At 65.1% G+C, this 23,060-nt stretch carries 21 protein-coding genes; 8 read left to right on the plus strand and 13 right to left on the minus strand.

Going from position 1 to position 23,060, the window contains the following annotated elements; genetic code table 11:
• Position 1 precedes the first annotated feature (1 nt).
• Positions 2-493, plus strand: coding sequence for a copper chaperone PCu(A)C (locus BXA00_RS10820; RefSeq protein WP_076518500.1), 492 nt, complete (start codon positions 2-4; stop codon positions 491-493).
• A gap of 127 nt (positions 494-620) precedes the next feature.
• Here the strand turns inward: BXA00_RS10820 and BXA00_RS28825 are convergent.
• The 3 genes from BXA00_RS28825 to BXA00_RS10840 all read right to left on the minus strand — a co-directional run bounded on the left by BXA00_RS28825 (position 621) and on the right by BXA00_RS10840 (position 4,693).
• Positions 621-1,969 (minus strand): IS3 family transposase gene (locus BXA00_RS28825; RefSeq protein ID WP_369825590.1). Its coding sequence is split into 2 segments (ribosomal slippage): positions 621-1,486 and positions 1,486-1,969, totalling 1,350 coding nucleotides; the frame shifts between segments, so codons are not numbered across the junction.
• Between the two features lie 169 nt (positions 1,970-2,138).
• Positions 2,139-3,485 carry an NADP-specific glutamate dehydrogenase gene (gene gdhA, locus BXA00_RS10835; protein ID WP_076518501.1) on the minus strand — a complete coding sequence of 449 codons (1,347 nt, stop codon included), beginning with the start codon at positions 3,483-3,485 and terminating at the stop codon, positions 2,139-2,141.
• Positions 3,486-3,898: 413 nt separating this feature from the next.
• A complete protein-coding gene (locus tag BXA00_RS10840) occupies positions 3,899-4,693 on the minus strand; it encodes an exodeoxyribonuclease III (RefSeq protein WP_076518502.1) in 795 nt (264 codons plus the stop codon).
• Positions 4,694-4,823: 130 nt separating this feature from the next.
• On the opposite strand from BXA00_RS10840, the gene pyrE reads away from it, so the two are divergent.
• Entirely contained in the window at positions 4,824-5,510 is a 687-nt protein-coding gene (gene pyrE, locus BXA00_RS10845; protein ID WP_076518503.1) for an orotate phosphoribosyltransferase, read from the plus strand.
• A 51-nt stretch (positions 5,511-5,561) separates the two neighbouring features.
• Here the strand turns inward: pyrE and BXA00_RS10850 are convergent, their stop codons facing one another.
• The 5 genes from BXA00_RS10850 to gatC form a co-directional block, all read right to left on the minus strand.
• Positions 5,562-6,035 (minus strand): type II toxin-antitoxin system VapC family toxin, encoded by a 474-nt coding sequence (locus BXA00_RS10850; RefSeq protein ID WP_083714240.1) that lies wholly within the window; start codon positions 6,033-6,035, stop codon positions 5,562-5,564.
• Positions 6,032-6,277 carry a hypothetical protein gene (locus BXA00_RS10855; RefSeq protein ID WP_076521902.1) on the minus strand — a complete coding sequence of 82 codons (246 nt, stop codon included), beginning with the start codon at positions 6,275-6,277 and terminating at the stop codon, positions 6,032-6,034. Before BXA00_RS10855 ends, BXA00_RS10850 begins: the two co-directional genes overlap by 4 nt.
• Before the next feature lie 124 nt (positions 6,278-6,401).
• Positions 6,402-7,859, minus strand: a complete 1,458-nt coding sequence (gene gatB, locus BXA00_RS10860; protein WP_076521903.1) for an Asp-tRNA(Asn)/Glu-tRNA(Gln) amidotransferase subunit GatB — start codon at positions 7,857-7,859, stop codon at positions 6,402-6,404.
• A gap of 4 nt (positions 7,860-7,863) precedes the next feature.
• On the minus strand, positions 7,864-9,399 hold the full coding sequence (gene gatA, locus BXA00_RS10865) for an Asp-tRNA(Asn)/Glu-tRNA(Gln) amidotransferase subunit GatA (protein ID WP_076518504.1): 1,536 nt from the start codon (positions 9,397-9,399) through the stop codon (positions 7,864-7,866).
• Positions 9,400-9,402: 3 nt separating this feature from the next.
• Positions 9,403-9,711, minus strand: coding sequence for an Asp-tRNA(Asn)/Glu-tRNA(Gln) amidotransferase subunit GatC (gatC, locus tag BXA00_RS10870; RefSeq protein ID WP_076518505.1), 309 nt, complete (start codon positions 9,709-9,711; stop codon positions 9,403-9,405).
• A gap of 228 nt (positions 9,712-9,939) precedes the next feature.
• Between gatC and BXA00_RS10875 the strand changes: the two genes are divergently transcribed.
• From BXA00_RS10875 to rodA, 5 genes are all read left to right on the plus strand, one after another.
• On the plus strand, positions 9,940-10,983 hold the full coding sequence (locus BXA00_RS10875) for a rod shape-determining protein (RefSeq protein WP_006216320.1): 1,044 nt from the start codon (positions 9,940-9,942) through the stop codon (positions 10,981-10,983).
• Positions 10,984-11,067: 84 nt separating this feature from the next.
• On the plus strand, positions 11,068-11,952 hold the full coding sequence (mreC, locus tag BXA00_RS10880; protein WP_076518506.1) for a rod shape-determining protein MreC: 885 nt from the start codon (positions 11,068-11,070) through the stop codon (positions 11,950-11,952).
• 49 nt (positions 11,953-12,001) lie between these two features.
• Positions 12,002-12,508: a rod shape-determining protein MreD gene (gene mreD / locus BXA00_RS10885; protein ID WP_156902912.1), complete on the plus strand. Its 507-nt coding sequence runs from the start codon at positions 12,002-12,004 to the stop codon at positions 12,506-12,508.
• A gap of 15 nt (positions 12,509-12,523) precedes the next feature.
• Positions 12,524-14,452 (plus strand): penicillin-binding protein 2, encoded by a 1,929-nt coding sequence (gene mrdA, locus BXA00_RS10890; protein ID WP_076518508.1) that lies wholly within the window; start codon positions 12,524-12,526, stop codon positions 14,450-14,452.
• The gene (gene rodA, locus BXA00_RS10895; protein WP_076518509.1) at positions 14,449-15,585 is read left to right on the plus strand and encodes a rod shape-determining protein RodA; all 1,137 of its coding nucleotides are present in this window, start codon (positions 14,449-14,451) and stop codon (positions 15,583-15,585) included. The genes mrdA and rodA overlap by 4 nt, the downstream gene beginning before the upstream one ends.
• Positions 15,586-16,745: 1,160 nt before the next feature.
• On the opposite strand, the gene BXA00_RS10900 is transcribed toward rodA, so the two are convergent.
• The 5 genes from BXA00_RS10900 to argB all read right to left on the minus strand — a co-directional run bounded on the left by BXA00_RS10900 (position 16,746) and on the right by argB (position 21,920).
• On the minus strand, positions 16,746-17,798 hold the full coding sequence (locus tag BXA00_RS10900) for an Ldh family oxidoreductase (RefSeq protein ID WP_076518510.1): 1,053 nt from the start codon (positions 17,796-17,798) through the stop codon (positions 16,746-16,748).
• A 9-nt stretch (positions 17,799-17,807) separates the two neighbouring features.
• On the minus strand, positions 17,808-19,301 hold the full coding sequence (locus tag BXA00_RS10905) for a DASS family sodium-coupled anion symporter (RefSeq protein WP_076518511.1): 1,494 nt from the start codon (positions 19,299-19,301) through the stop codon (positions 17,808-17,810).
• A 312-nt stretch (positions 19,302-19,613) separates the two neighbouring features.
• A complete protein-coding gene (gene slmA, locus BXA00_RS10910) occupies positions 19,614-20,189 on the minus strand; it encodes a nucleoid occlusion factor SlmA (RefSeq protein ID WP_076518512.1) in 576 nt (191 codons plus the stop codon).
• 55 nt (positions 20,190-20,244) lie between these two features.
• Positions 20,245-20,991 carry a pyrimidine 5'-nucleotidase gene (locus BXA00_RS10915; RefSeq protein ID WP_076521904.1) on the minus strand — a complete coding sequence of 249 codons (747 nt, stop codon included), beginning with the start codon at positions 20,989-20,991 and terminating at the stop codon, positions 20,245-20,247.
• 26 nt (positions 20,992-21,017) lie between these two features.
• Positions 21,018-21,920, minus strand: coding sequence for an acetylglutamate kinase (gene argB, locus BXA00_RS10920; RefSeq protein ID WP_076518513.1), 903 nt, complete (start codon positions 21,918-21,920; stop codon positions 21,018-21,020).
• A gap of 286 nt (positions 21,921-22,206) precedes the next feature.
• On the opposite strand from argB, the gene BXA00_RS10925 reads away from it, so the two are divergent.
• On the plus strand, positions 22,207-22,995 hold the full coding sequence (locus BXA00_RS10925; protein ID WP_076518514.1) for a MetQ/NlpA family ABC transporter substrate-binding protein: 789 nt from the start codon (positions 22,207-22,209) through the stop codon (positions 22,993-22,995).
• The last annotated feature ends 65 nt before the right edge of the window (positions 22,996-23,060 follow it).

Here is a 23,060-nt window from a genome sequence, read left to right on the forward strand (position 1 = left end):
AATGCACTTCCGCAAGTTTGTCGCCATTGCCGCTATTGGCCTGTGCACCGCCGGCACGGCGTGGGCCAAGGACTACAAGGCAGGCCAGATCGAGGTCGATGACCTCTGGGTTCGCGCCTCCGCGCCGGGCCAGGCCAACGGCGCGGGGTACATGGATATCGACAACGACGCCAAGGCGCCGGACCGCCTGCTGTCGGTGACCTCGGACGCCGCGGAACGCGTGGAACTGCACACCGTGCAGACCGAGGGCGGCGTGTCGCGGATGCGCCAGGTGGAAGGCGGCATCCCGCTGCCCGCAGACGGCGGGGTCAAGCTCAGCCCGGGCGGCTACCACGTCATGTTCATCAAGCTGAAGGCGCCGTTCAAGGATGGCGCCACTGTGCCGGCCACGCTCAAGTTCGAAAAGGCGGGCGAAGTCGCCGTGGAGTTCAAGGTCAAGCCGGCTTCGCACAATCCCGGCATGAGCCACGACCACGGCGCCATGAAGCACTGATCTGCGCGGGCGGGCAAGGCCGCGCAGTGGGCGCGGATGCCGGCGCAACGCCCCTTGCGCCTGCCGTCTCAAAAAAAAGAAGGCCGACTCAGCGATGAACTGACCCCCAGAAGTTGGACGTCAGAAGCTAAAGCCCGAAGGCCTGAGCTCGGTATTGCACCGGGCTCAGGCCTTTTAGCTTGAGCTTGATGCGATCGTGATTGTAGTAACGGATGTACTGTCGGATGCCGGCCTGCAACTGGTCGACGCTCTCGAAGCGGTTCAGGTGGAAGAACTCAGCCTTGAGCGTGCCGAAGAAGCTTTCCATGGCAGCGTTGTCCAGGCAGTTGCCCTTGCGTGACATGCTCTGGGTCACGGACCGGGCCGCCAGCATTCGCCGGTAGATGGGCTGCTGGTATTGCCAGCCCTGGTCAGAGTGCAGCACGGGACGCTCCGTCGGCCGCAGCCGCGCCAGCGCCTTCTTCAACATGCTGCCCACGAGCTTGAACACCGGCCGGCGGCTGGTCTCGTAGGCCACGATCTCGCCGTTATACAGGTCCATCACCGGCGACAGGTACAGCTTCTCGCCGCGCACGTTGAACTCGGTCACGTCGGTAACCCACTTCTGGTTCGGACGCTCCGCTTCGAAGTCGCGCGCTAGCACGTTGACCGCCACGTGGTGCGACTGGCCTCGGTAGGAGCGGTACTTCTTGGCGCGCACGAGCGACTTCAAGTCCAGCATCTGCATCAGCTTCTGCACCGTCTTGTGGTTCACCAGTTCGCCCGCCTGGCGCAGCTCCGCCGTGATCCGGCGGTAGCCATAGCGGCCCTTATGGCGTGCGTAGACCGCGCCGATGCGCTGCTTGAGCTCGGCGTACGAGTCCACGGCGGCCGACGCCTTCAAATGGTAGTAGAACGTGCTGCGCGAGAGCTTCGCCGCTCGTAGCAGCAGTTCGAGCGGATGCTTGGGCCTTAATCCTTGGACTACTTGCGCTTTCCAGCGAGCGCTTTGGTCTTTTCCGCTTCGATTAAGGCCTTCATTTTTTTTAGATAGTCGTTCTCCGCGCGCAGATACGCCAACTCCTTTTGGAGTTCTTCCAGCGTCATCTCTTCGGATACGGGTTCGGGCGGGGGCTTGTGCGGCATGGCCTTTCTTCTTTTCGACTTGGGCTCCAACGCGCCCATTCCGTGTCCATCATACTGAGTCCGCCACCTGCCTACAGAGCCAGCACCGCGAATGTCATAGAGCCCGGCCACCTCGCGATCGGACAACCCTTCTCGGCGGGCATGGCTCAAAACACGCAATTTGAACTGCGCGTCATAGTGGCTGTGCTTCCTTGCCAGACCGGCCTGCCCATGGCTCTGGAATGCCGCGATCCATCGCCGCAGGTGGGAATGGTCAATCCCCAATGAGGCAGCGATCGCCTTGCTGCCCCCCTCTTGCGCCAGGTATCTCCTAACCGCGTCCAATTTGAAATGCACGTCGTACTTCGCCATGTAAAAACCCCCGAAGGTTGGATCTACGTCCAACTTTCGGGGGTCAGTTCACGAGTCGGCCTTTCCTTATGTACCGCCCGAGAAGCCGGGATGGGCCGTCGGGCGGTGCGGGCTCCGCGGGCGCGGATGAATGGGCCTGGGTCAACGGGCCCGGATCAACGGGCCCGGCTCAATACAGGCCTTGCTGGCGCATCGCGTCCGCGACCTTGACGAAGCCGGCGATGTTGGCGCCGTCCAGATAGTTGACGTACTCGCGCTCGGTGTGGCCGTGGCGCACGCAGTTTTCGTGGATGTCGCGCATGATGGCGTGCAGGCGGGCGTCGACTTCGTCGCGGGTCCACGACAGGCGGGCCGAGTTCTGGGCCATTTCCAGACCCGATACGGCCACGCCGCCGGCGTTGCTGGCCTTGCCCGGCGCATACAGCACGCGCGCGGCGATGAAGGCTTTAGCGGCGTCCAGCGTGGCGGGCATGTTGGCGCCTTCGGCCACGCACAGCACGCCGTTCTTGATGAGCGTCTGCGCATCGGCCAGTTCCAGTTCATTCTGCGTGGCGCAGGGCAGGGCGACGTCGACGGGCACGTGCCACGGACGCTTGCCGGCTTCGTACTGCAGCCCGAACTGGCGGGCGTAGGTGTCCAGGCGGCCGCGCAGGTCATTCTTGATGTGCATCAGCGCCACGAGCTTTTCGTGGTTGAAACCCGCCTCGTCCACGACCGTGCCGCTCGAATCCGACACCGTGACCACGCGTGCGCCCAGCGACATCGCCTTCTCGATGGCGTATTGCGCCACATTGCCGGAGCCCGACACCGACACGCGCAGCCCGTCGAAGGACTTGCCCACACGCTTGAGCATTTCCTCGGCAAAGTAGACGGTGCCGTAGCCCGTGGCTTCGGGGCGGATCAGGCTGCCGCCGAAGGTCAGGCCCTTGCCGGTGAAGACGCTGGCGGTCGAATTGGACAGCTTCTTCATCATGCCGGCCATGAAGCCGACCTCACGCGCGCCCACGCCGATATCGCCGGCGGGCACATCGGTGTCCGGACCCAGGTGGCGGTACAGCTCGATCATCAGCGCCTGGCAGAAACGCATGACTTCGGCGTCGGACTTGCCCTTGGGATCGAAATCCGAGCCGCCCTTGCCGCCGCCCATGGGCAGCGTGGTCAGCGAGTTTTTCAAGGTCTGTTCAAAGGCCAGGAACTTCAGGATCGACAGGTTCACCGAGGGATGAAAACGCATGCCGCCCTTGAACGGGCCGATCGCGGAACTGTGCTGGATGCGGAAGGCGCGGTTGACCTGGGCGCGGCCCTGGTCGTCGGTCCAGCAGACGCGGAACTGGATGACGCGTTCCGGCTCAACCAGGCGCTCCAGCAGGGCGTGTTCGGCATAGTGGGGATGCTTTTCGACGAAAGGCCAGAGACTGACCATCACCTCCTGGACGGCTTGCATGTACTCGGGTTGCTGCGGGTCGCGCGCGGCGACGCCACGCAGGAAGTCGTCCAGACTCTGCACTTTCACCATGATCTCCTCGGGGGTGCTTCGAATAGGTGCGGAAATTGCGCCAGATTGGGGCGCTATCAGTTTGTTTTGGTGCAAGACTGCACCTAATTGGTGCGGAGATTGTAGGGGCAAAATGTTGCCCTGCGCAAAGCGGAAAATCGCGCCATCGCATTGATATCAAACGGATTTTTGCACGCCTATAAATGGGGACGTAATAATGCGGGAGTATCCCCGGATATCGGGGGGGAGCGGTCGCCGATGCTTGTCAGGCTTGAATTTTCAGGGGAAATTAATATGTCCCCGTTTTAACGGCCGATACGCTCATAGGAGAGCGGCCGATGGTTTGCCGTGGCGGCATGCCGCTGGCGAGCCCGCACGGGTGGCATTGCGGCGAATGGGGACGAATTGTGTCCCCATTAATTTCTTGAGAAAAATCAGGCTCGCAAGGTCGTGTCGTAATCGATCGTCAGGGGCGCGTGATCCGAGAAGCGTTCGTCCTTGTAGATGGCGACGCTGCGTGCCTTGGCGGCGATGCCCGGCGTGGCGATCTGGTAATCGATACGCCACCCCACGTTCTTTGCCCAGGCCTGGCCCCGGTTGCTCCACCAGGTGTACTGGTCGGGCCGGTCGTCGATGGTGCGAAACACGTCCACGAAACCGCGCTTGTCGAAGACGTCAGTCAGCCAGGCGCGTTCTTCGGGCAGAAAGCCCGAATTCTTCATGTTGCCCTTCCAGTTCTTCAGGTCGATTTCCTTGTGGGCGATGTTCCAGTCGCCGCAAATGACGAATTCGCGGCCGGTCGTCTTGTGTTCGTGCATCAGGGCGTCGATCCAAGGGCCGAACCGGTCCAGGAATCGGTACTTCGCCTGCTGGCGTTCGTCGCCGCTGGAGCCCGAGGGTAGGTAGGCGCTGATGATCGACAGGTCCTTCCAGTCGGCGCGGATGATGCGGCCTTCAGGGTCGAATTCCTCGCAGCCCAGGCCGTGGTTCACGCGCTCGGCGGCATCGCGCAGGTAGATGCCCACGCCGCTGTAGCCCTTTTTCACGGCATGGTGGAAGTGGCCGGTATAACCAGGCGGATGGCGCAGGTCGTCAGTCAGGTCCTCGTGCGAAACCTTGATCTCCTGCAGGCACAGCACGTCGGCGGCGTGCTTTTCCATCCACGGTTGCAGGCCCTTTTTGAAGGCGGACCGGATGCCATTGAGGTTGATCGACGTGATGCGCAGCAAAGCGAAACTCCTGTAATGCGGCCGCCGGTGGCGGACAATGCCAGGAATTTAACCGACTCGGCGGCGATGGTCCGGATGTGCGCCGACAGCGGATAAAATGCGGGGTCTTCCCCTTACCGGATCTACTTGCATGCCCGCCGCCCCGTCCTCCGTCACCGCCCTGGATTTCGTCCGCTTCGCCTTGAACGAGGGTGTGCTGCGCTTTGGCAGCTTCAAGGTCAAGTCCGGCCGGATGAGTCCCTATTTTTTCAACGCCGGCCTTTTCAATAGCGGCCGCTCGGTTGGCAAGCTGGCGCAGTTCTATGCGCAGGCGCTGCTGGACTCCGGCGTGGCGTTCGACATGCTTTTCGGGCCCGCCTACAAGGGCATCCCCCTGTCGACCGCGACGGCCGTGGCGCTGGCCAGCCATCCGGACCTGCAGGGCCGCAATGACGTGCCCTTTGCCTACAACCGCAAGGAAGCCAAGGACCACGGCGAAGGCGGTACGCTGGTCGGCGCCCCGCTCAAGGGCAAGGTCGTCATCATCGACGACGTGATCACGGCAGGGACCTCGGTGCGCGAGTCGGTTGAAATCATCCGCGCGGCTGGCGCGGAGCCGGCCGCGGTGCTGATCGCCATGGACCGCATGGAACGCGCGGGCCCGGACGACGCCTTGTCGCCGCATTCGGCCGTGCAGGACGTGGCAAAGACCTACGGCATTCCGGTGGTGGCGATTGCGTCGCTGGCGGACATCATGGCGCTGCTGCAGGACGACGCGGCGTTTGCCGAGCATCGCGATGCCGTGCAGGCCTATCGGACGAAGTACGGGGTGAAGTAAGCGCACTGCCTGAAAGTGCAGTGCTTGGGGCGGCCGTGAGCCGCCCTTTCTTCACTGGGAAGCATAAGACGCGACGGGCTCGGCGACGCCATGGGGCTGCCCAAACACCGCGATGCCGCTGGCACGTGCGGCGTCCGCCAGTTTGCGGTCAAAGGTGGCCAGGCAGGCCTGATGGCGGAGGGAGAGTTCGAGATAGCTGGCGTCATAGGCAGTCAAGCCGTGGGCGCGGGCGAGCTGACAGGTGCGCGCGATGCTGGAAACCGCGTCGTCGTGGTCAGGAGAAATGGGCAGGTCATCGAGCAGATGATTGAACGCGGTGACTTGGTCTTTAGAGATGCGCGGGCTGCGCTCGGCCCGAAGCACGCCATTCGCGACCTCCACGCGCCAGATGTGCGGCACGGTGTTTTGCGAGCCGTGGGCGACTTCCAGCAGGTGCCGCGCAAGTAGCGACTCGTGGACGTCCACGCGGTCAAGCAGCCACGCAAGGGCGACCGACGCGTCTGGCACCAGATGGATGGTATTCATTCCCGCCCTTCTTCTATCCAAGAACGGATCGTTTCGTGGGAGACAGGGGGCGCGGTGTGCAGGCGCTTCATGGCTTCCAGGGCGTCGTGGGCGTCCAGCGACGTATCGGGCAGGACGGGCGTAAGCCTGGCGCGTCGCACGCCATCAACAGCGATGATGAAGTGCTGGCCCTGGCTGAGGGCCTGCAGGTAATCGGTGAATCGGTGCAGCAAGTCGCTGCTGCTGATCTCGATGTAATTCATGGCCAAGTTTCCGGCGAATTCGACCTGACCATTCTTGGCCAAACAAAAGGCCGCGACAAGATGCCGCGGCCTTCGGATTGGTCTGATATTGCGCCGGCCCCGTGGTGACGGGCTGGCCCGTCGATCAGCTATCCAGCTTCTGCTTGAGCAAATCGTTGACCTGCTGCGGGTTCGCCTTGCCGCGGGCGGCCTTCATGATCTGGCCGACCAGCGAGTTGAACGCCTTCTGCTTGCCCGCGCGGTACTCATCGACAATGGCCGGGTTGGCGGCCAGCACCTCGTCGATCATGGCGCCGATGGCGCCCGTGTCGCTGATCTGCTTCAGGCCGCGGGCCTCGATGATGGCGTCGGCGTCGCCGCCGTTTTCGCCGGCCCACATGGCGCCAAAGACTTCGCGCGCGATCTTGTTGGAGATCGTGCCGTCGATGATGCGGCCGATCAGGGCCGCCAGCGCCGGCGCCGCGACGGGCGATTCGGCGATGGTCTTTTCTTCCTTGTTGAGCGCGGCGGCGACTTCGCCCATGACCCAGTTGGACGCGAGCTTGGCCTGGCCGGCCGGCAGCGCGTTCGCGACGGCCTGGAAGTAGGCGGCCAGGTCGCGGCTGACGGTCAGTTGGGCGGCGTCGTAGGCGGGCAGGCCGTACTCGGACTCGAAGCGGGCGCGCTGGGCGGCCGGCAGCTCGGGCATGGCGGCGCGGACCTCGTCGACCCATTCGCTGGAGATCACCAGCGTGGGCAGGTCGGGATCGGGGAAGTAGCGGTAGTCGTGCGCGTCTTCCTTGCTGCGCATGCTGCGGGTTTCGTCGCGATCGGCGTCGTACAGGCGGGTTTCCTGGACGACCGTGCCGCCGTCCTCGATCAGCTCGATCTGGCGGCGCGCTTCATAGATGATGGCGCGTTCCAGGAAGCGGAACGAGTTGACGTTCTTGATCTCGGTGCGGGTGCCGAATTCCTTCTGGCCCACGGGGCGCACCGACACGTTGGCGTCGCAGCGGAATGAGCCTTCCTGCATGTTGCCGTCGCAGATGCCCAGCCAGACGACCAGGCTGTGCAGCGCGCGGGCGTAGGCCACGGCCTCGGCCGCGGAGCGCATTTCGGGCTCGGTCACGATCTCCAGCAGCGGGGTGCCGGCGCGATTCAGGTCGATGCCGCTGGCCGGGCCGCCATTGGACAGGCTGAAGTCGTCGTGCAGGGACTTGCCCGCGTCTTCTTCCAGGTGGGCGCGCGTCAGGTTGACGGTCTTTTCCTCTTCGCCGACAAAGAACGACAGCGAACCGCCCACCACTACCGGCAGTTCGTACTGGCTGATCTGGTAGCCCTTGGGCAGGTCGGGGTAGAAGTAGTTCTTGCGCGCAAAGACCGAGCGCGGTGCGATCTTGGCGCCCACGGCCAGGCCGAAGCGGATGGCGCGTTCGGCCGCGCCGCGGTTCATGACCGGCAGGCTGCCCGGCAGGGCCAGGTCGACTTCATTGGCCTGCGTGTTGGGCGCGGCGCCGAATCGCGTGCTGCTGCCCGAAAAAATCTTGGAGTCCGTGGAAAGCTGCGTGTGCGTTTCCAGGCCGATGACGATTTCCCAGTTCATGTTCTCAGCCTTGCTGGACAGGGGCACGCTGATGCCAGTCCGTCACGTGTTGGTAGCGGTCGGCGATGGCCAGCAGGCGGCCTTCGTCGAAGTAGTTGCCGATGATCTGCAGGCCGATGGGGCGCAAACCGCGCTCTCCGCCAAAGCCGCAGGGGACCGACATGGCGGGCAGGCCCGCCAGGCTGACGCCCAGCGTGTAGACGTCGGCCAGCCAGTCGGCGGTCGGGTCGTCGCGGTTGTCGCCGATGTTCTTGGCGACGGTGGGCGTGACCGGGCCCATGATGACGTCGCACTGGCCGGCAAAGGCGCGCTGGAAGTCCTGCGCGATCAGGCGGCGCAGGCGCTGGGCCTGCAGGTAGTAGGCGTCGTAGTAGCCATGGGACAGCACGTAGGTGCCGATCAGGATGCGGCGCTTGACCTCGTCGCCGAAGCCTTCGGCGCGCGAGCGGCTGATCATTTCGTTCAGGTCGCCGTACTGCTTGGCGCGATGGCCGTAGCGCACGCCATCATAGCGGGCCAGGTTGCTGGACGCTTCGGCGGGGGCGATTACGTAGTAGGCGGGGATGGCCAGTTCGGTGCGCGGCAGCGAGACCGGCACGCGCACGGCGCCCAGCGCCTCGAACTGCACCAGCGCGGCCTGCACGGCGGCCGCCACGTCGGGGGCGAGGCCCGCGCCGAAATATTCTTCCGGCACGCCGATGCGCAGGCCCTTCAGGGGCTGGCTGCCGGCCGCGTCGAAACGGCCTTGGGCCGCGTCGAAGTCGCGGCGCACGCGGCCGGGCGCATTGACCGCGCCGTCGCATTTTTCCAGGCTGGTGGCGTCGCGCGGGTCAAACCCGCTGATGACGTCCAGCAGCTCGAGCAGGTCGCGGCTGCTGGGCGCCAGCGGACCGGCCTGGTCCAGGCTGGAGCCGAAGGCCACCATGCCGTAGCGCGAGACGGTGCCGTAGGTGGGCTTGATGCCGCTGACACCGCACAGGGCGGCGGGCTGGCGCACCGAACCGCCGGTGTCGGTGCCGGTGGCCGCGGCCACCAGGCGCGCGGCCACGGCGGCGGCGGAGCCGCCCGACGAGCCGCCGGGCACGGCAGCGTGGTCCCACGGGTTCTTCACGGCGCCGTAGGCGGAGTTCTCGTTGCCGGACCCCATGGCGAATTCATCGCAGTTCAGCTTGCCCAGCGACACGGCGCCCGCCGCGCCCAGGCGTTCCACGACGGTGGCGTCGAACGGGCTGACGTAGCCTTCGAGCATCTTGCTGCCCGCGGTGGTGCGCCAGCCGCGCGTGACGAACGCGTCCTTGTGGGCGATAGGGATACCGGCCAGCGGACCCGCGGTGCCGGCCGCCAGGGCGGCATCGGCCGCGCGCGCCTGGGCCAGCGTCAATTCGGCGTCAATATGTAAAAAGGTATTCAGGCCGCTGGCCGCTTCGGCGGCCGACAGGGCGCTTTGCGCCAGGTCGACGGCGCTGACTTCGCGCTGGGCGAGGGCCGCGCGCAGGCCGGCGATCCCCTCGAATTGGGTGTGCAGGGCAGGTTTCGTCATGACTTATTCCAGGACCTTGGGAACCAGGAACAGGCCGTCCTGGGCGTCGGGCGCGTTGGCCAGCAGTTCCTGGCGGCGGGCTTCCGAACCGGCTTCGGTCACGGCGTCTTCACGCAGGCGCAATACGATGTCCTCGTGGGCGGACAAGGGATGCGCCAGGGGTTCGACGCCTTGGGTATCGACGGACTGAAGCCGTTCGATCAGGTGGAGGATGCCGTTGAGTTCGGCCTGCGCGACGGTGCGCTGGTCGGGGGTCAGTTCGATTCTGGCCAGCCGGGCAATGCGGGCCACATCTGTGTCATTGAGCGCCATGGGGGATTGCAAAATCGATAAGCGAAGGCCGAGGGGCGGGACCGGGCAGTATGCATACGCCGAACCCGTTACAAAGCTTGAATAGCCTGCATTTATGCGCTATTTCCGGGGAAATTATAAGTTATGATTCACGGTTTAATCGCCGTGATGACAGGCGGACCCGTTGTTTTGCGGGCCAGACGCCCCGCGGCTTGACCCCAATTCCCCCCAGAATTTAGCTGAGCTCCCATGTTCGGATTCCTGCGCAGTTATTTTTCCAGCGATATGGCGATTGACCTCGGTACCGCCAATACGCTGATTTACGTCCGCGGCAAGGGCATCGTGCTCGATGAACCGTCCGTGGTCGCAATCCGTCATGAAGGCGGCCCCCACGGCAAGAAGATCATCCAGGCCGTCGGGCACGAAGCCAAGCAGATGCTCGGCCGAGTTCCCGGCAACATCGAGGCCATCCGGCCCATGAAGGACGGCGTGATCGCCGACTTCACGGTGACCGAGCAGATGCTCAAGCAGTTCATTCGCATGGTGCACCCCCGCAACATGCTGGCCCCCAGCCCGCGGATCATCGTCTGCGTGCCTTGCGGCTCCACCCAGGTCGAACGCCGCGCCATCCGTGAATCGGCGCTGGGCGCCGGCGCTTCGCACGTCTTCCTGATCGAAGAACCCATGGCCGCCGCCATCGGCGCCGGCCTGGCCGTGTCCGATGCCAGCGGTTCGATGGTCGTCGACATCGGCGGCGGCACCACCGAAGTGGCCGTCATCTCGCTGGGCGGCATGGTCTACAAGGGTTCCGTGCGCGTCGGCGGCGACAAGTTCGACGAAGCCATCGTCAACTACATCCGCCGCAACTACGGCATGCTGATCGGCGAACCCACGGCCGAACTGATCAAGAAGGAAATCGGCTCGGCGTTCCCGGGTTCCGAAGTCCGCGAAATCGAAGTCAAGGGCCGCAACCTGGCCGAAGGCGTGCCGCGCAGCTTCACGGTGTCGTCCAACGAGATCCTGGAATCGCTGACCGATCCGCTCAACCAGATCGTGTCCGCCGTCAAGATCGCCCTGGAACAGACGCCGCCCGAGCTGGGCGCCGACATCACCGACAAGGGTATCGCCCTGACCGGCGGCGGCGCATTGCTGCGCGACCTGGACCGCCTGCTCCAGGAAGAAACCGGCCTGCCGGTCGTGGTGGCCGACGATCCCCTGACCTGCGTCGTGCGCGGTTGCGGCGAGGCGCTCGAACACCTTGAGAAACTGGGCGCCATCTTTATCAACGACTAATATTGCCCGCCAGCCCGGAGCCCCGCTTTTTTCTGGCTCCGGCCGCTGCGGGGGCCTCGGACGCGGGCGCCCGGGCTGAGATTCATGCAACGACAAGGGACTCCCCCCCTATTCAGGCGCGGCCCACCAGCCGAGGTGCGGCTCGTTGTTCTGGTCGTCCTGGCCCTGGCTCTGATCGTCATGGATTCGCAATGGCGCATGCTGGAACCGGCGCGCCGGGCGATTTCCGTGGCGCTTTATCCTTTCCAGCGCGCCGTCATGGCGCCGCGCGACCTGGTCCAGCAAGTCAATGAGTGGGTCAACGCGGCCAATCTCATCCGCAGCGAAAACGAGGCCCTGCAGCGCCAGCGCATCGAACTGGCGCAGGTGGCCTCCCATGCGGCCCAACTGGCCGCCGAAAACTCCCAACTGCGTCGCCTGCTGGGCGTGACCGACACCGTGGCGCAGTCCGCCGTGGTGGTCGAAGTCATGTACGAGCCCACCAACGCCTTCACCCAGCGCCTGGTCTTCAACAAGGGCAGCAAGGACGGGCTCGCCCCGGGCATGCCCGTGATCGACGAAGGCGGGGTGGTCGGCCAGATCGTGCGCGTGACGCCCATGACCGCCGAGGCGGCGCTCGTCACCGACGAGCAGGTCTCCATTCCCGTGCAACTGCTGCGCAACGGACTGCGCCTCATCGCGTTCGGCGGCAATTCGCCCGGCAAGATGGAAGTGCGCTACCTGGCGGCCAATGCCGACATCAAGGAAGGGGATACTATTGTCACCAGCGGCGTCGGCGGCCTGTTCCCCGCCGGCCTGCCCGTGGCCAAGGTGACCTCGGTGGAACGCGATACCGCATCGGGCTTCGCGCGCGCCGTGTGTGAACCGCTGGCCCACCCCGAACGCTATCGCCACTTCCTGGTTCTACAGGTGGATGTGGATCGCGCCGAATCCAACCGTCAGGAGGTCGATTCCGGTGGATCGGAGTAACCAACAAGCTGCTGGCCAGTCCGCGCGCCGGCTGGGCACGCCCAGCAACGTGCATCCCGACAGGCTGTCCGGCCCGGCGCACGCCGTGTTCGTGTGGGGCACCGTGCTCCTCGCATGGCTGGTGTCGTTGCTGCCGTGGCGCCTGTGGCAGGGCGCGCCCGACGTGCTGCTGCTCATCATCGCCTTCTGGTGCGTCCACGAGCCGCGCCGCGTCGGCCTGTTCACGGCCTTCTTCTTCGGCCTGCTGATGGACGTGCACGATGCCGGCCTGCTGGGCGAGCATGCCTTGTCCTACACGCTCGTGGCCTACGGCGCCGTCGTCCTGCATCGCCGCCTGCAGCGGTTCGATCTCTGGAGCCAGGCGATGCACATGCTGCCTGTGTTCTTCATCGCCCGTTTCCTGACCCAGATCATCCACGCGTGGCTGGCCGGAAAATGGCCGGGCTGGGAGTGGGGCATCAGCGTGTTGCTGACGACCGCCCTGTGGCCGTTGGCGGGCTGGGTGCTGCACCTGCCGCAACGCGGTGTCGACGACGCCGAATCTTCCTCCGCCTGACCGCGGCGTTGCGTCATGTTTGAATTCAAGAAAACCGGCCAGCAGCAGAAGCAGCGCTTCCGCCTGCGCGCCTGGGTGGGCGGCGCCTTTGCGCTGGTCTGCTTTGGCGTGCTGGTGGGCCGGTTCTGGTACCTGCAGGTCGACCGCTACGAAGGCCTGTCCGAACGCGCCGACCGCAACCGCATCGCGGTCGTGCCGATCCCGCCCCGCCGCGGCGAGATCCTGGACCGCAACGGCGAGGTCCTGGCCCGCAACTATCGCACCTACACCCTCGAAGTCGTGCCCGCGCAGGCGGGCAACATGAACGAACTCTTCGAGCGCCTGACCCAGGTCGTCTACATCAGCCCGTCCGACCAGCGCCGCTTCAAGCGCCGCGCGGCCGAGTCCAGCCGCTACGCCAGCCTGCAATTGCGCAACAACCTGAACGACACCGAGGCGGCCTGGTTCGCCGCGCACGCGTTCCAGTTCCCTGGCGTGGAATTGCGCGCCCGCTGGGTGCGCGAGTACCCGCAAGGCGTGTCCGCCGCGCACGTGGTGGGCTACATCGGCCGCATCGCCGACAACGACATCGAAGAGCTGGACCGCGCCGGACAGCTCGGCAACTATCGCGGCACTGAGGTCATCGGCAAGAAGGGCATCGAGAAGACCTGGGAAGAACAACTGCACGGACGCACGGGCCTGGAAGAAGTCGAAGTCACCGCCGGCGGCCGCCCCATGCGCACGTTGCGCCGCATCGATCCGGTGCCGGGCTCGGACATCATGCTGTCCATCGACATGGGCCTGCAGAAGGTGGCCGAAGAGGCGTTCGCGGGACAGCGCGGCGCGCTGGTCGCCATCGATCCGGACACGGGCGAGGTCCTGGCCTTCGTGTCGCAGCCGTCCTTCGACCCCAACCTGTTCGTGGACGGCATCGACGTGGACAACTGGCGCATGCTGAACGAATCGCCGGACCATCCGCTGATCAACCGTCCCCTGTACGGCACGTACCCCATCGGGTCCACATACAAGCCGTTCGTGGGCCTGGCCGCGCTGGAGCTGGGCAAGCGCCGCGCGACCGACCGCATCTCGGACCCCGGCTATTACGAATTCGGCGGACAGAAATTCCGCAACGCGGGGGGCGCGGCCTACGGCATGACGGACATGCACAAGGCCATTGTCGTGTCCTCCGACACCTATTTCTACTCGCTCGGCCCCGAGATCGGCGTGAACGCGCTGCACGACTTCACCAAGCAGTTCGGATTCGGCCAGATCACCGGCATCGACCTGGAAGGCGAGAAGCGCGGCGTGCTGCCGTCCACCGACTGGAAGCGCGCGGCCTACAAGGACAAGGAGCGCCAGCGCTGGTACGCAGGCGAAACGATCTCCGTGGCGGTCGGACAGGGCTACAACGCCTTCACGTTGCTGCAGCTGGCGCAGGGCACGTCCACGCTGGCCAACAACGGCCTGTACCGCCGCCCGCATCTGGTGCACGCGGTGCGCGACTCGCGCACGGGCGTGGCCAAGCCTACCGAGGCGCCGCCCGACTACCGCATTCCGCTCAAGCAGGCCAATGTGGACGTGATCAAGAACGCCATGGCCGACGTGGTGAAGGCCGGCACGGCGCGCCGCGCGTTCGCCAACACCCCCTACCAGGCCGCCGGCAAGACCGGCACCGCGCAGGTGTTCAGCCTGCGCGGCGGCCACTACCGCGCCAGCGCCATCGATGAGCGCCTGCGCGACCACGCGCTCTTCATGGGCTTCGCCCCGCTGGAACACCCGCGCATCGCCGTGGCGCTGATCGTCGAGAACGCGGGCTGGGGCGCCAGCGTGGCAGCCCCCGTCGCGCGCAAGGTGTTCGACTACTGGCTGGCCAAGGACCGCCAGGACAAGATCGTGCGGCCCGAGGCCGCCGATGCCATGGCGACCGTCGACACCATCACCTCCGATCTGGTGCGCCAACAATGAAGCGTCTTGGCCTCATCCTGCTGCGCGTCTTCACGGCCTTCGACTGGCCGCTGCTGGCCATCCTGCTGATGTTCGCGGCGCTGGGCCTGACGGTGATGCATTCGGCCGTCGGCGGCACCGACTGGCGTTTCGCGGAACAGTCGCGCAACTTCATCATCGCGTTCTTCGCGATGTGGACGATGGCGCTGATACCGCCCAAGCTCCTGATGAAGCTGGCCTTGCCCTTCTATGTGGTGGGCGTCGTGCTGCTGCTGGGCGTCGAGTTCTTCGGCGAGACCAGCAAGGGCGCGACCCGCTGGCTGAACCTGGGCGTCACGCGCATCCAGCCTTCGGAAATGATGAAAATCGCGGTGCCCATGATGCTGGCCTGGTACTTCCAGCGCCACGAAGGCGCCGTGCGCGTACGCGACTTCCTGGCCGCCGCCGCAATGCTGGCCGCGCCCTTCGGCCTGATCGTGCTGCAGCCCGACCTGGGCACGGCGCTGCTCGTCTTCGGCGCCGGCTTCTTCGTGATCTATTTCGCCGGGCTGTCGTTCAAGCTGCTGGTGCCGGTCTTGCTGGCCGGCGTCATCGGCATCGGCACGCTGGTCTATTACGAAGATCAGCTCTGCGAACCCGATGTGGACTGGGTCGTGCTGCACGACTACCAGAAGCACCGCGTCTGCACGCTGCTCAACCCCAGCTCGGACCCGCTGGGCAAGGGCTTCCACACGATCCAGTCGATGATCGCGGTGGGCTCGGGCGGTGTGTACGGCAAGGGCTATATGAAAGGGACGCAGACGCACCTGGATTTCATCCCCGAACGCACGACCGACTTCATCTTTGCCGTGTACGCCGAGGAATTCGGCCTGTATGGCGGCATCGCGATCCTGGTGCTGTACGGCCTGATGATGGCGCGCGGCCTGACGATCGCTTCCCGGGCCTCATCCCAGTTCGGCCGGCTGCTGGCCGGGGCGCTGACGATGATGATGTTCATCTATGTATTCGTGAACATCGGGATGGTGACGGGGATCCTGCCGGTGGTGGGCGTGCCGTTACCGTTCATGAGCTACGGGGGGACGGCGTTGTTCACGATGGGGATTGCGTTCGGGATCATGATGAGTATCAGCCGGCATCGGTCGGTGAAGACGTGATTGCGGCGTTGATGCTGTCTTCGTAGGGTTGCACCGATCTTTGTAGGTCGCACCTGATGTCCATTGGTTGCTTCTGTACTTCGTAGGTCACATCAGATCTTCGTAGGTCGCCCGACGCCGCGGTCGCCGGGGCCGCGAGCGCCCACGATTGCGGTCCGGAGCCTTCGCTCCGGACTTCCCCCTCGTCATCCTCGTCCTCGCCTTCGGCGACTCCTACGGATTCCCTCGGGCGCATCGACGGCGCTCGCGTCCCCGGCGACCGCGACGCCGTGCTGCGCGTGTCTGGGTATGGGGCGCTACAAGACCTGTGGTCAGGGAAGGGGATTTGCGGGGTCGCCGACGAGCTGCCGCGCGGGCGGCGGCTCGTCGGCATTTGGGCGTGTGGTCGTTGAGGTCGTGTGCGCTTCGCGCTGGCGCAGACGGTCTTGTTGATGGCGCCCGTCGGGTGGGGGGGGTGGTGATGGGCGGCGCGGCGGCGTGCGTCTTGAGCTTGTCGACCTTTACGCGCCGCCCATCGGGCACTGGATTTGAAATGACGAATGGTGGCGACTGCGTGCTTCCGGTCGCTTCCGGTGTCTGACACCCTCGTGAGATCGGCTACATACCAAGTGCACTTCTGGCGGGTGTCAGACACCGGAAGCGACCGGAAGATGCGACACCCGAAGCTGCACGAGGGTGTCAGACACCCGACGAAAGACCCGACAACGCCTGCCCGTACGGACGCAAGCATCGACAAAAAACCCAGACACAGCGCACCCACACGCGAAGCGTCATGGCAACGACGCAAGACGCCGCGTAAGCCCCCAAAGGCCGCCCGCGCGGCCGGCCGGGGGCGGGCCCCGCAAGACGCTCCAACCCCTAACCCGTGCCGGCAAGAAGCTAAAGAACCCCATTCGCCCCAGCGCCCGAAAAGCTGAATGCACCCGAGCCCGGTGTGGCGTGGGCCTGGGGTGGGCGGGGCGTTTAGGTGCGCCCGGCGGAATCCGAAGGCAGCCGCCGTAGGCGGCAACGAGGATGAGCACGGGGCAGTCCGGAGCGAAGGCTCCGGACCGCAACCGGAGCCCCGCCCGCCCCAGGCCCACGCCGCGCCGGGCGTCAAAAGAACCCACCTCAACGCCAGCAGCAACAACCCCACCCACGAACCCGCCAGCAAAAAAAACCTACCCCGGCAGCACCTCCGGCACCCCCAATTCCGTAGCCAGCTTCGTCAGCCCATCCCAGATCCGGCTATCAAACTCCACCGAATCCGCATTGACCGCCCGGTTCCGCGCCTCGTATTCACCCGGATACTGCACCGATTCAACCCCCGGCTGCGGCTTGCAGGCATGCAGGTAGTCGATGAATGCGCCCACCTCCATCGACCGCCAGTCCGTATTGAAGTCGACCTGCGGATCCAGCAGCAGCGCGAACATGTTGTTCGTCGCCACGCCGATGCGCGGATGTTCAGGCTGGATCGTGCCGCCGCCCGACAGCACGCCGGCCAGCAGTTCGGCCACCAGGCCCAGTGCATACCCCTTGTGCCCGCCGAACGGCAGCAGCGCGCCCGGCGGATCGGTGAACAGCGCGCCCGGGTCGGTGGTCGGGTTGCCTTCTGCGTCGATCAGCGACCCCGGCGGCGCCTGTTCACCTTTGGCGGCCAGCACGCGGGCCTTGTTCACGGCGATCGAGCTGGTGGCCATGTCCACGATGAAGGGCGGACGCCCGCCCGGCAGCGGCCCGGCGAAGCACAGCGGATTCGTGGTCAGGCACGCCTGCGCGCCGCCGAAAGGCGCGACGGTCGGCGAGCGGTTGATCACATTGGTGAACGCCAGCAGGATCAGCCCCTTGGCCGCCACCATCTCGCCGAAATGGCCCATGCGGCCCAGGTGATGGCTGTGGCGCAGCGTCAGGATGCACTGTCCGTGTTCCTGCGTGCGCTCGATCGCCTTCTCGATGACGACCTTGCCCACGTACTGCCCGAGTCCATGGTGGCCGTCGTACGCCAGCATCGCGCCGCGGTCGTTGACCAGCTCGGGGCGGCCATCGGGCTGCGCCAGTCCCTCGGACAGCACGCGGCGGTAATTCGTCAGGATGGACAGCCCGTGGCTGGTGTAGCCCACCCGGTCGGACTCGACCAGGTGCTCGGCCACGTCCCGCGCGATATCCTCGGGCACGCCTTGCGCCATCAGCACCCGGCGGCCGTACTCATTGGCTTGGGCGATGGTGATTCTCATGGCAACTCCTTACAGCCAGCCCAGCCAGCGCCAGTAGGTCATGCCCATCAGCAGCATCAGCAGATAGCCCACGATGGTGACGATGATCCCGACCTTGGCGAACTGCTTGGCATTGAAAGTCTCCGTGCCCAGGCACACCATGTTCTGCGGCGCGTTGATCGGCAGGATGAAGCCATAGCTGACCACGAAGCCCAGCAGCATCGTCATGCCGAGTCGGCTGAAATCGCCCGGCAGCGTCGCCAGCACCGAAATCAGGATGGGCAGCATGGCCGAGGTCAACGCGGTCGCGCTGGCAAAACCCAGGTGGATGACGATGAGGAAAGCGGCCAGGATGGCGAAGATCGCGAGCGGTCCCAGATGGTCCAGCCCGGTGTGCTGCACCACCTGGTTGCCCAGCCATTGGCCGGCCTGCGTCGTCAGGAGGGCGGTGCCCAGGCTGATGCCCACGCCGAACACAATCACCGTGCCCCATGGAATGCGCGATTGCACGTCCTTCCACGTCATCACGCCAAAGCGCGGCAGCATCAGCAGCACCAGGCCGAAGTAAGTGGTCGACGTGGTGTCGAACTTGTGCAGCTTGCCTTCCGTCGACCAGAACAGCAGCAGCATGATCGACACCGCCATCAGGCGCTTCTGCGCGCCGGTCATGGGGCCAAGGTCAAGCAGCGACTTCTCGACGGCTTCCTTGCCGCCGGCGATGCTGTTGCTTTCGGGCGGCAGCAGCTTGAGCACGATGACGATCAGCACCGCCGACATGATCAGCGACCAGGGGGCGCCGGCGATCAGCCAGTCCGACCACGCCACGCGTTCGCCCAGCATCTTTTCCATGAAGCCGACCGTCAGCAGGTTCTGCGCCGCAGCGGTCTGGATGCCGACGTTCCAGATGCTCGTGGCCTGCGCCACGATGATCATGATGCCGGCCGCGATGTTCGAGCGCTTGTCCACGCCGAAGGCCGCGATCACGCCCATCATGATGGGCACCACGGCCGCGCTGCGCGCGGTGGCGCTGGGCACGACCAGGCTGAGCACGATGGTGACCGCGATACATCCGATGAGGATGCGCCGGGTGCTGGTGCCCACCTTGGACAGCGTCACCAGCGCGATGCGCCGGTCCAGCCCCGTGAAGGTCATGGCGGCGGCAATGAACAAGGCGCCGGTGACGAGCGCCAGCGCCGAGTTTGCAAAGCCGGTCAGCGCCATGCTGATGGCGGCCGAGGTGCCGTAGAGGACGTTGGGGTCTTTGATGGTGGGCGCCGTGCCCAGCAGGAACGCCATCAGCGTCGTGATCATGATGGCGCTGGCTTCATAAGAAACCGCTTCGGTGATCCAGACCACCACGGCGAATGCCAGGATGGCCAGCATGCGGTGCCCGGCCACGGGCAGGTCTGCGGGCAGGGGCATCATCAACACGCCGATCATCACAAGGATGCCGGCGATCAGGCCGATGGGAACTTTGGCTTTCTTTGGGGCTTGCGAGGCGGGGACAGCGGTTTCCGCGGCCATATCCTTCTCCGGTTGTGGTCAAACTGACGAAACACCGCCCGCGAGCACGGGAGTCAATCAATTCGGTGTGTCGACGCTACAGGATGATCGTGACGGCATTGAGGAAAACCCGTATTGATGTTGCGCAAACGGATTGGGATCAGCGCTTGTGGAAAACTTGTCATGGGCATTATGCTCGTCGCCCTTCGGGCGCCGCAAGCGCAAGACTGTTGCATTCGCGCAAACGAATCAGGGCGCGACGCGCCCATCAAGCCGCCGGAGCGGCGCCGATTGATGCGCGAAACGGCGCGAAACGACAAGAATGCGGGCGATTCAGCCCAGGGCCAGCCGCAGCTGTTCGTCCAGATGCAGCGTCGGGGCGACGCGCCAGCCGCTCTGGGCATAGCGCAGCCAGCGGCCCAGGACCAGGTGCGTCAGCAGGCTGGCGTGCGCGGCGACATTGGCTTCCTGGGGCAGGCCGCCGTCGGTGATGGCGATGCGCAGGGACTGCTTGAGCGACGCTTCGATCCGGTCGTTGATGTGATTGATGCGTTCCTGCAGCCGGTTGTCTTCCGTGACCAGCGCGTCGCCGGTCAGCACCCGCGTCATGCCCTTGTTGCGTTCCGAGAAGGTCAGCAGCATCGCGACGGTCTTGTGGGCCTGGGGCACGCCATAGGGTTCGGCGGTGGCGATCTGGTTCACCAGCGTGAAGATGCTGGTCTCGATGAATTCGATCAGCCCTTCGAACATCTGCGCCTTGCTCGCGAAATGCCGGTAGAGCGCCGCTTCCGAGACCTCCAGGCGCGCGGCCAGGGCGGCCGTCGTGATGCGGGAGGCGTGCGGCTGCTCCAGCATCTCGGCCAGGGTCTGCAGAATCTGGGTCTTGCGCTCGCCGGGTTTGCTCGCCATGGAAGGGACTGCTTCGCGCAGGATGACGGGTGGGAAGGGGGGATGGAGCGCGCCGTCAGCCCCGCAGGGGGCGTCGGCGTAACAATAAATCACTGACGCAGTTTACCCGCAAGTCGACGTAGGCCGGGCGGTGCGATCGTCCGCGGCCGAAGGGGGTGCCGGGATGGTAGACGTGAACCGTGCGCAGCCCCGCGAGGCGGGCGCCGCGCAGGTTGGCCAGCGTGTCTTCCACCAGCACGGCGCGGTGGGCGGGGACGCCCTCGCGCGCCAGCACGTAGCGCAGCAGGGCAGCCGAAGGCTTGGGCCGGTATTCGCCGTGCAGGCGCATGTGCTCGATGGCCCACAGGCTGTCGAACTGGCGCAGGATGCCCAGGTGCGACAGCACCGAGCGCGCGTAATGCAGCGGTGCGTTGGTCAGCAGCACCTTGCGGCCGGGCAGGCGGCGCAGCTTGTAGGCCAGCGCCTTTTCCGACCGCACCAGTGGCTTGACGTCGAAGTCGTGGCTGCGATGCAGGAATTCGTGGGCGTCCACGCCGTGATGGCGCACCATGCCGATCATGGTGGCGCCGTAGCGCTTCCAGTACTGCGAACGCACCACGTTGGCGGCATCCACGTCCACGTTGAGCGCTTCGGCCACGGCCATTGTCATGCCGTGGTCTATCCTGGAAAAGATGGCGTGCGACGTGTCGTGCAGCGTGTTGTCCAGGTCGAACAGCCACAGGCGTTCGGAATCGCCCGTGGCGAGGCTGCGCGAGCGGCGCAGGCGCACCGCCGGCCGCAGCAATTGTCGATGGATTCGCATCGGAAGCGCCGCGGACGCGGCCTCCATCAGTGCGAGCTGATCATCGTGCCGACGCCCTGGTCGGTCAGGATTTCCAGCAGCAGGCAGTGCGGCACCCGGCCGTCGACGATGTGCACCGAGTTCACGCCGTTCTTGGCGGCATCCAGCGCGGACGAGATCTTGGGCAGCATGCCGCCGGAGATCGTGCCGTCGGCGAAGAGCTCGTCGATGGTCTGCGCGGACAGGCTGCGCAGCAGCTTGCCGCTCTTGTCCAGCACGCCCGGGGTGTTGGTCAGCATCAGCAGCTTTTCGGCGCCCAGGACTTCGGCCATCTTGCCGGCGACCACGTCGGCATTGATGTTGTAGGCCGTGCCGTCGTCGCCATAGCCGATGGGCGAAATGACGGGGATGAACTGGTCGTCCTGCAGCGCCTTCACGACGGCCGGCTCGACCATGGTGATGTCGCCGACGAAGCCGATGTCGATGGGCTCGGACGGATTGTCCTTGTTGGCCATCAGTTTTTTCTGGGCCTGGATCAGTCCACCGTCCTTGCCGGTCAGGCCGACGGCCTTGCCGCCGACCTCGTTGATCATCATGACGATGTCCTGCTGGACCTGGCCGCCCAGCACCCATTCCACGACTTCCATGGTTTCGGCGTCGGTGACGCGCATGCCCTGGATGAAGGTGCCTTGCTTGCCGATGCGGCGCAGGGCGTCATCGATCTGCGGACCGCCGCCGTGCACCACCACCGGGTTCAGACCCACCAGCTTGAGCAGCACGACATCGTGCGCGAAGCTGCGCTGCAAGCGTTCTTCCGTCATGGCGTTGCCGCCGTACTTGACCACGATGGTCTTGCCGTGAAATCGTCGGATATACGGCAGAGCCTCGGACAGCACGGCGGCTTTGACGGCAGGAGACGAAACGGCGGCAGGGTCGGGGGTGTCGGTCATGGCAGCTAAGTCGGCAGATAAATAACAGATAAGTTAGCGGGCGTTGAAAAGCGGGCGTTAAAAAAATGCCTGCACAAAATCGCGGTTGGGACGCGCTGGCGCAAGCATACGACGGATTGTAGTCCCCACAGGTTTCTTATGCTGCAAACCCATGTCCATATGCCCGACAAATAACAGGCATTCAGGTAAATTGGGGGCGTTTTCACAACGGCGCGCCCCGCAAAAGGGGGCCCGCACGACCCCGCGGGCATCGATCCCCGTTTTTTACCCATAAAAGAGGCAAGACATGCGTTTGAACTTCGTCCGTTCCGTCCTGGCGGCGTCGGTGTTGCTGGCCGCCGCCAACGCGGCCCACGCCGAGAAAGTGGTGGTGGGCGCCACGCAGGTGCCCCACGCCGAGATCCTGGAAGTGGTCAAGCCCGGGCTGGCCAAGCAAGGCGTGGAGCTCGACATCAAGGTGTTCAGCGACTACGTGCAGCCCAATCTGCAACTGGCGGACAAGCAGCTCGACGCCAACTTCTTCCAGCACAAGCCGTACCTGGAGACCTTCAACAAGGACCGCAAGGCCACGCTGGTGCCGGTGGCGCTGGTCCACGTCGAGCCTTTCGGCGGCTACTCCAAGAAGATCAAGAGCCTGTCCGAGCTCAAGGACGGCGCGACCGTGGCCATTCCCAACGACCCGTCCAACGGCGGCCGGGCGCTGGTCCTGATGCAGAAGCAGGGCCTGCTCAAGCTCAAGGACCCGTCCAACATCCTGGCGACCGCCGCGGACGTCGTTGAAAATCCCAAGAAGCTGAAGTTCCGCGAACTGGAAGCCGCCATGCTGCCGCGCGCGCTCGACGACGTGGACCTGGCGCTGATCAACACCAACTATGCGCTGGAAGCCGGCCTGGTGCCGACCAAGGACGCCCTCTTCATCGAAGGCGCCGATTCGCCCTATGCCAACGTCCTCGTGACCCGCAGCGACAACAAGGATGCGCCCGGGATCAAGAAGCTGGTCCAGGCGCTGCACTCGCCGGAAGTCAAGACGTTCATCCAGGAAAAGTACAAGGGCGCGGTCGTTCCGGCCTTCTGAGGCACGGGCCGTGGGCGGCTTGCCTGCCGCCCGCGGCCGGGCGTAAAAAAACCGCCCTGTGAACT

The sequence above is a fragment of the Achromobacter sp. MFA1 R4 genome, assembly GCF_900156745.1.
GTDB lineage: Bacteria > Pseudomonadota > Gammaproteobacteria > Burkholderiales > Burkholderiaceae_B > Achromobacter.

Excerpts from the sequence above, each read along its gene's own strand:
- gatB (WP_076521903.1), bottom strand. The coding sequence starts at position 7,859 with ATGAACTGGGAAATCGTCATCGGCCTGGAAACGCACACGCAGCTTTCC.
- BXA00_RS10925 (WP_076518514.1), top strand. The coding sequence starts at position 22,207 with ATGCGTTTGAACTTCGTCCGTTCCGTCCTGGCGGCGTCGGTGTTGCTG.
- mrdA (WP_076518508.1), top strand. The coding sequence starts at position 12,524 with ATGTTTGAATTCAAGAAAACCGGCCAGCAGCAGAAGCAGCGCTTCCGC.
- argB (WP_076518513.1), bottom strand. The coding sequence starts at position 21,920 with ATGACCGACACCCCCGACCCTGCCGCCGTTTCGTCTCCTGCCGTCAAA.
- gatA (WP_076518504.1), bottom strand. The coding sequence starts at position 9,399 with ATGACGAAACCTGCCCTGCACACCCAATTCGAGGGGATCGCCGGCCTG.
- rodA (WP_076518509.1), top strand. The coding sequence starts at position 14,449 with ATGAAGCGTCTTGGCCTCATCCTGCTGCGCGTCTTCACGGCCTTCGAC.
- BXA00_RS10850 (WP_083714240.1), bottom strand. The coding sequence starts at position 6,035 with ATGAATACCATCCATCTGGTGCCAGACGCGTCGGTCGCCCTTGCGTGG.
- gdhA (WP_076518501.1), bottom strand. The coding sequence starts at position 3,485 with ATGGTGAAAGTGCAGAGTCTGGACGACTTCCTGCGTGGCGTCGCCGCG.
- BXA00_RS10875 (WP_006216320.1), top strand. The coding sequence starts at position 9,940 with ATGTTCGGATTCCTGCGCAGTTATTTTTCCAGCGATATGGCGATTGAC.
- BXA00_RS10820 (WP_076518500.1), top strand. The coding sequence starts at position 2 with ATGCACTTCCGCAAGTTTGTCGCCATTGCCGCTATTGGCCTGTGCACC.
- mreC (WP_076518506.1), top strand. The coding sequence starts at position 11,068 with ATGCAACGACAAGGGACTCCCCCCCTATTCAGGCGCGGCCCACCAGCC.
- gatC (WP_076518505.1), bottom strand. The coding sequence starts at position 9,711 with ATGGCGCTCAATGACACAGATGTGGCCCGCATTGCCCGGCTGGCCAGA.
- BXA00_RS10900 (WP_076518510.1), bottom strand. The coding sequence starts at position 17,798 with ATGAGAATCACCATCGCCCAAGCCAATGAGTACGGCCGCCGGGTGCTG.
- BXA00_RS10905 (WP_076518511.1), bottom strand. The coding sequence starts at position 19,301 with ATGGCCGCGGAAACCGCTGTCCCCGCCTCGCAAGCCCCAAAGAAAGCC.
- pyrE (WP_076518503.1), top strand. The coding sequence starts at position 4,824 with ATGCCCGCCGCCCCGTCCTCCGTCACCGCCCTGGATTTCGTCCGCTTC.
- slmA (WP_076518512.1), bottom strand. The coding sequence starts at position 20,189 with ATGGCGAGCAAACCCGGCGAGCGCAAGACCCAGATTCTGCAGACCCTG.
- BXA00_RS10855 (WP_076521902.1), bottom strand. The coding sequence starts at position 6,277 with ATGAATTACATCGAGATCAGCAGCAGCGACTTGCTGCACCGATTCACC.
- BXA00_RS10915 (WP_076521904.1), bottom strand. The coding sequence starts at position 20,991 with ATGCGAATCCATCGACAATTGCTGCGGCCGGCGGTGCGCCTGCGCCGC.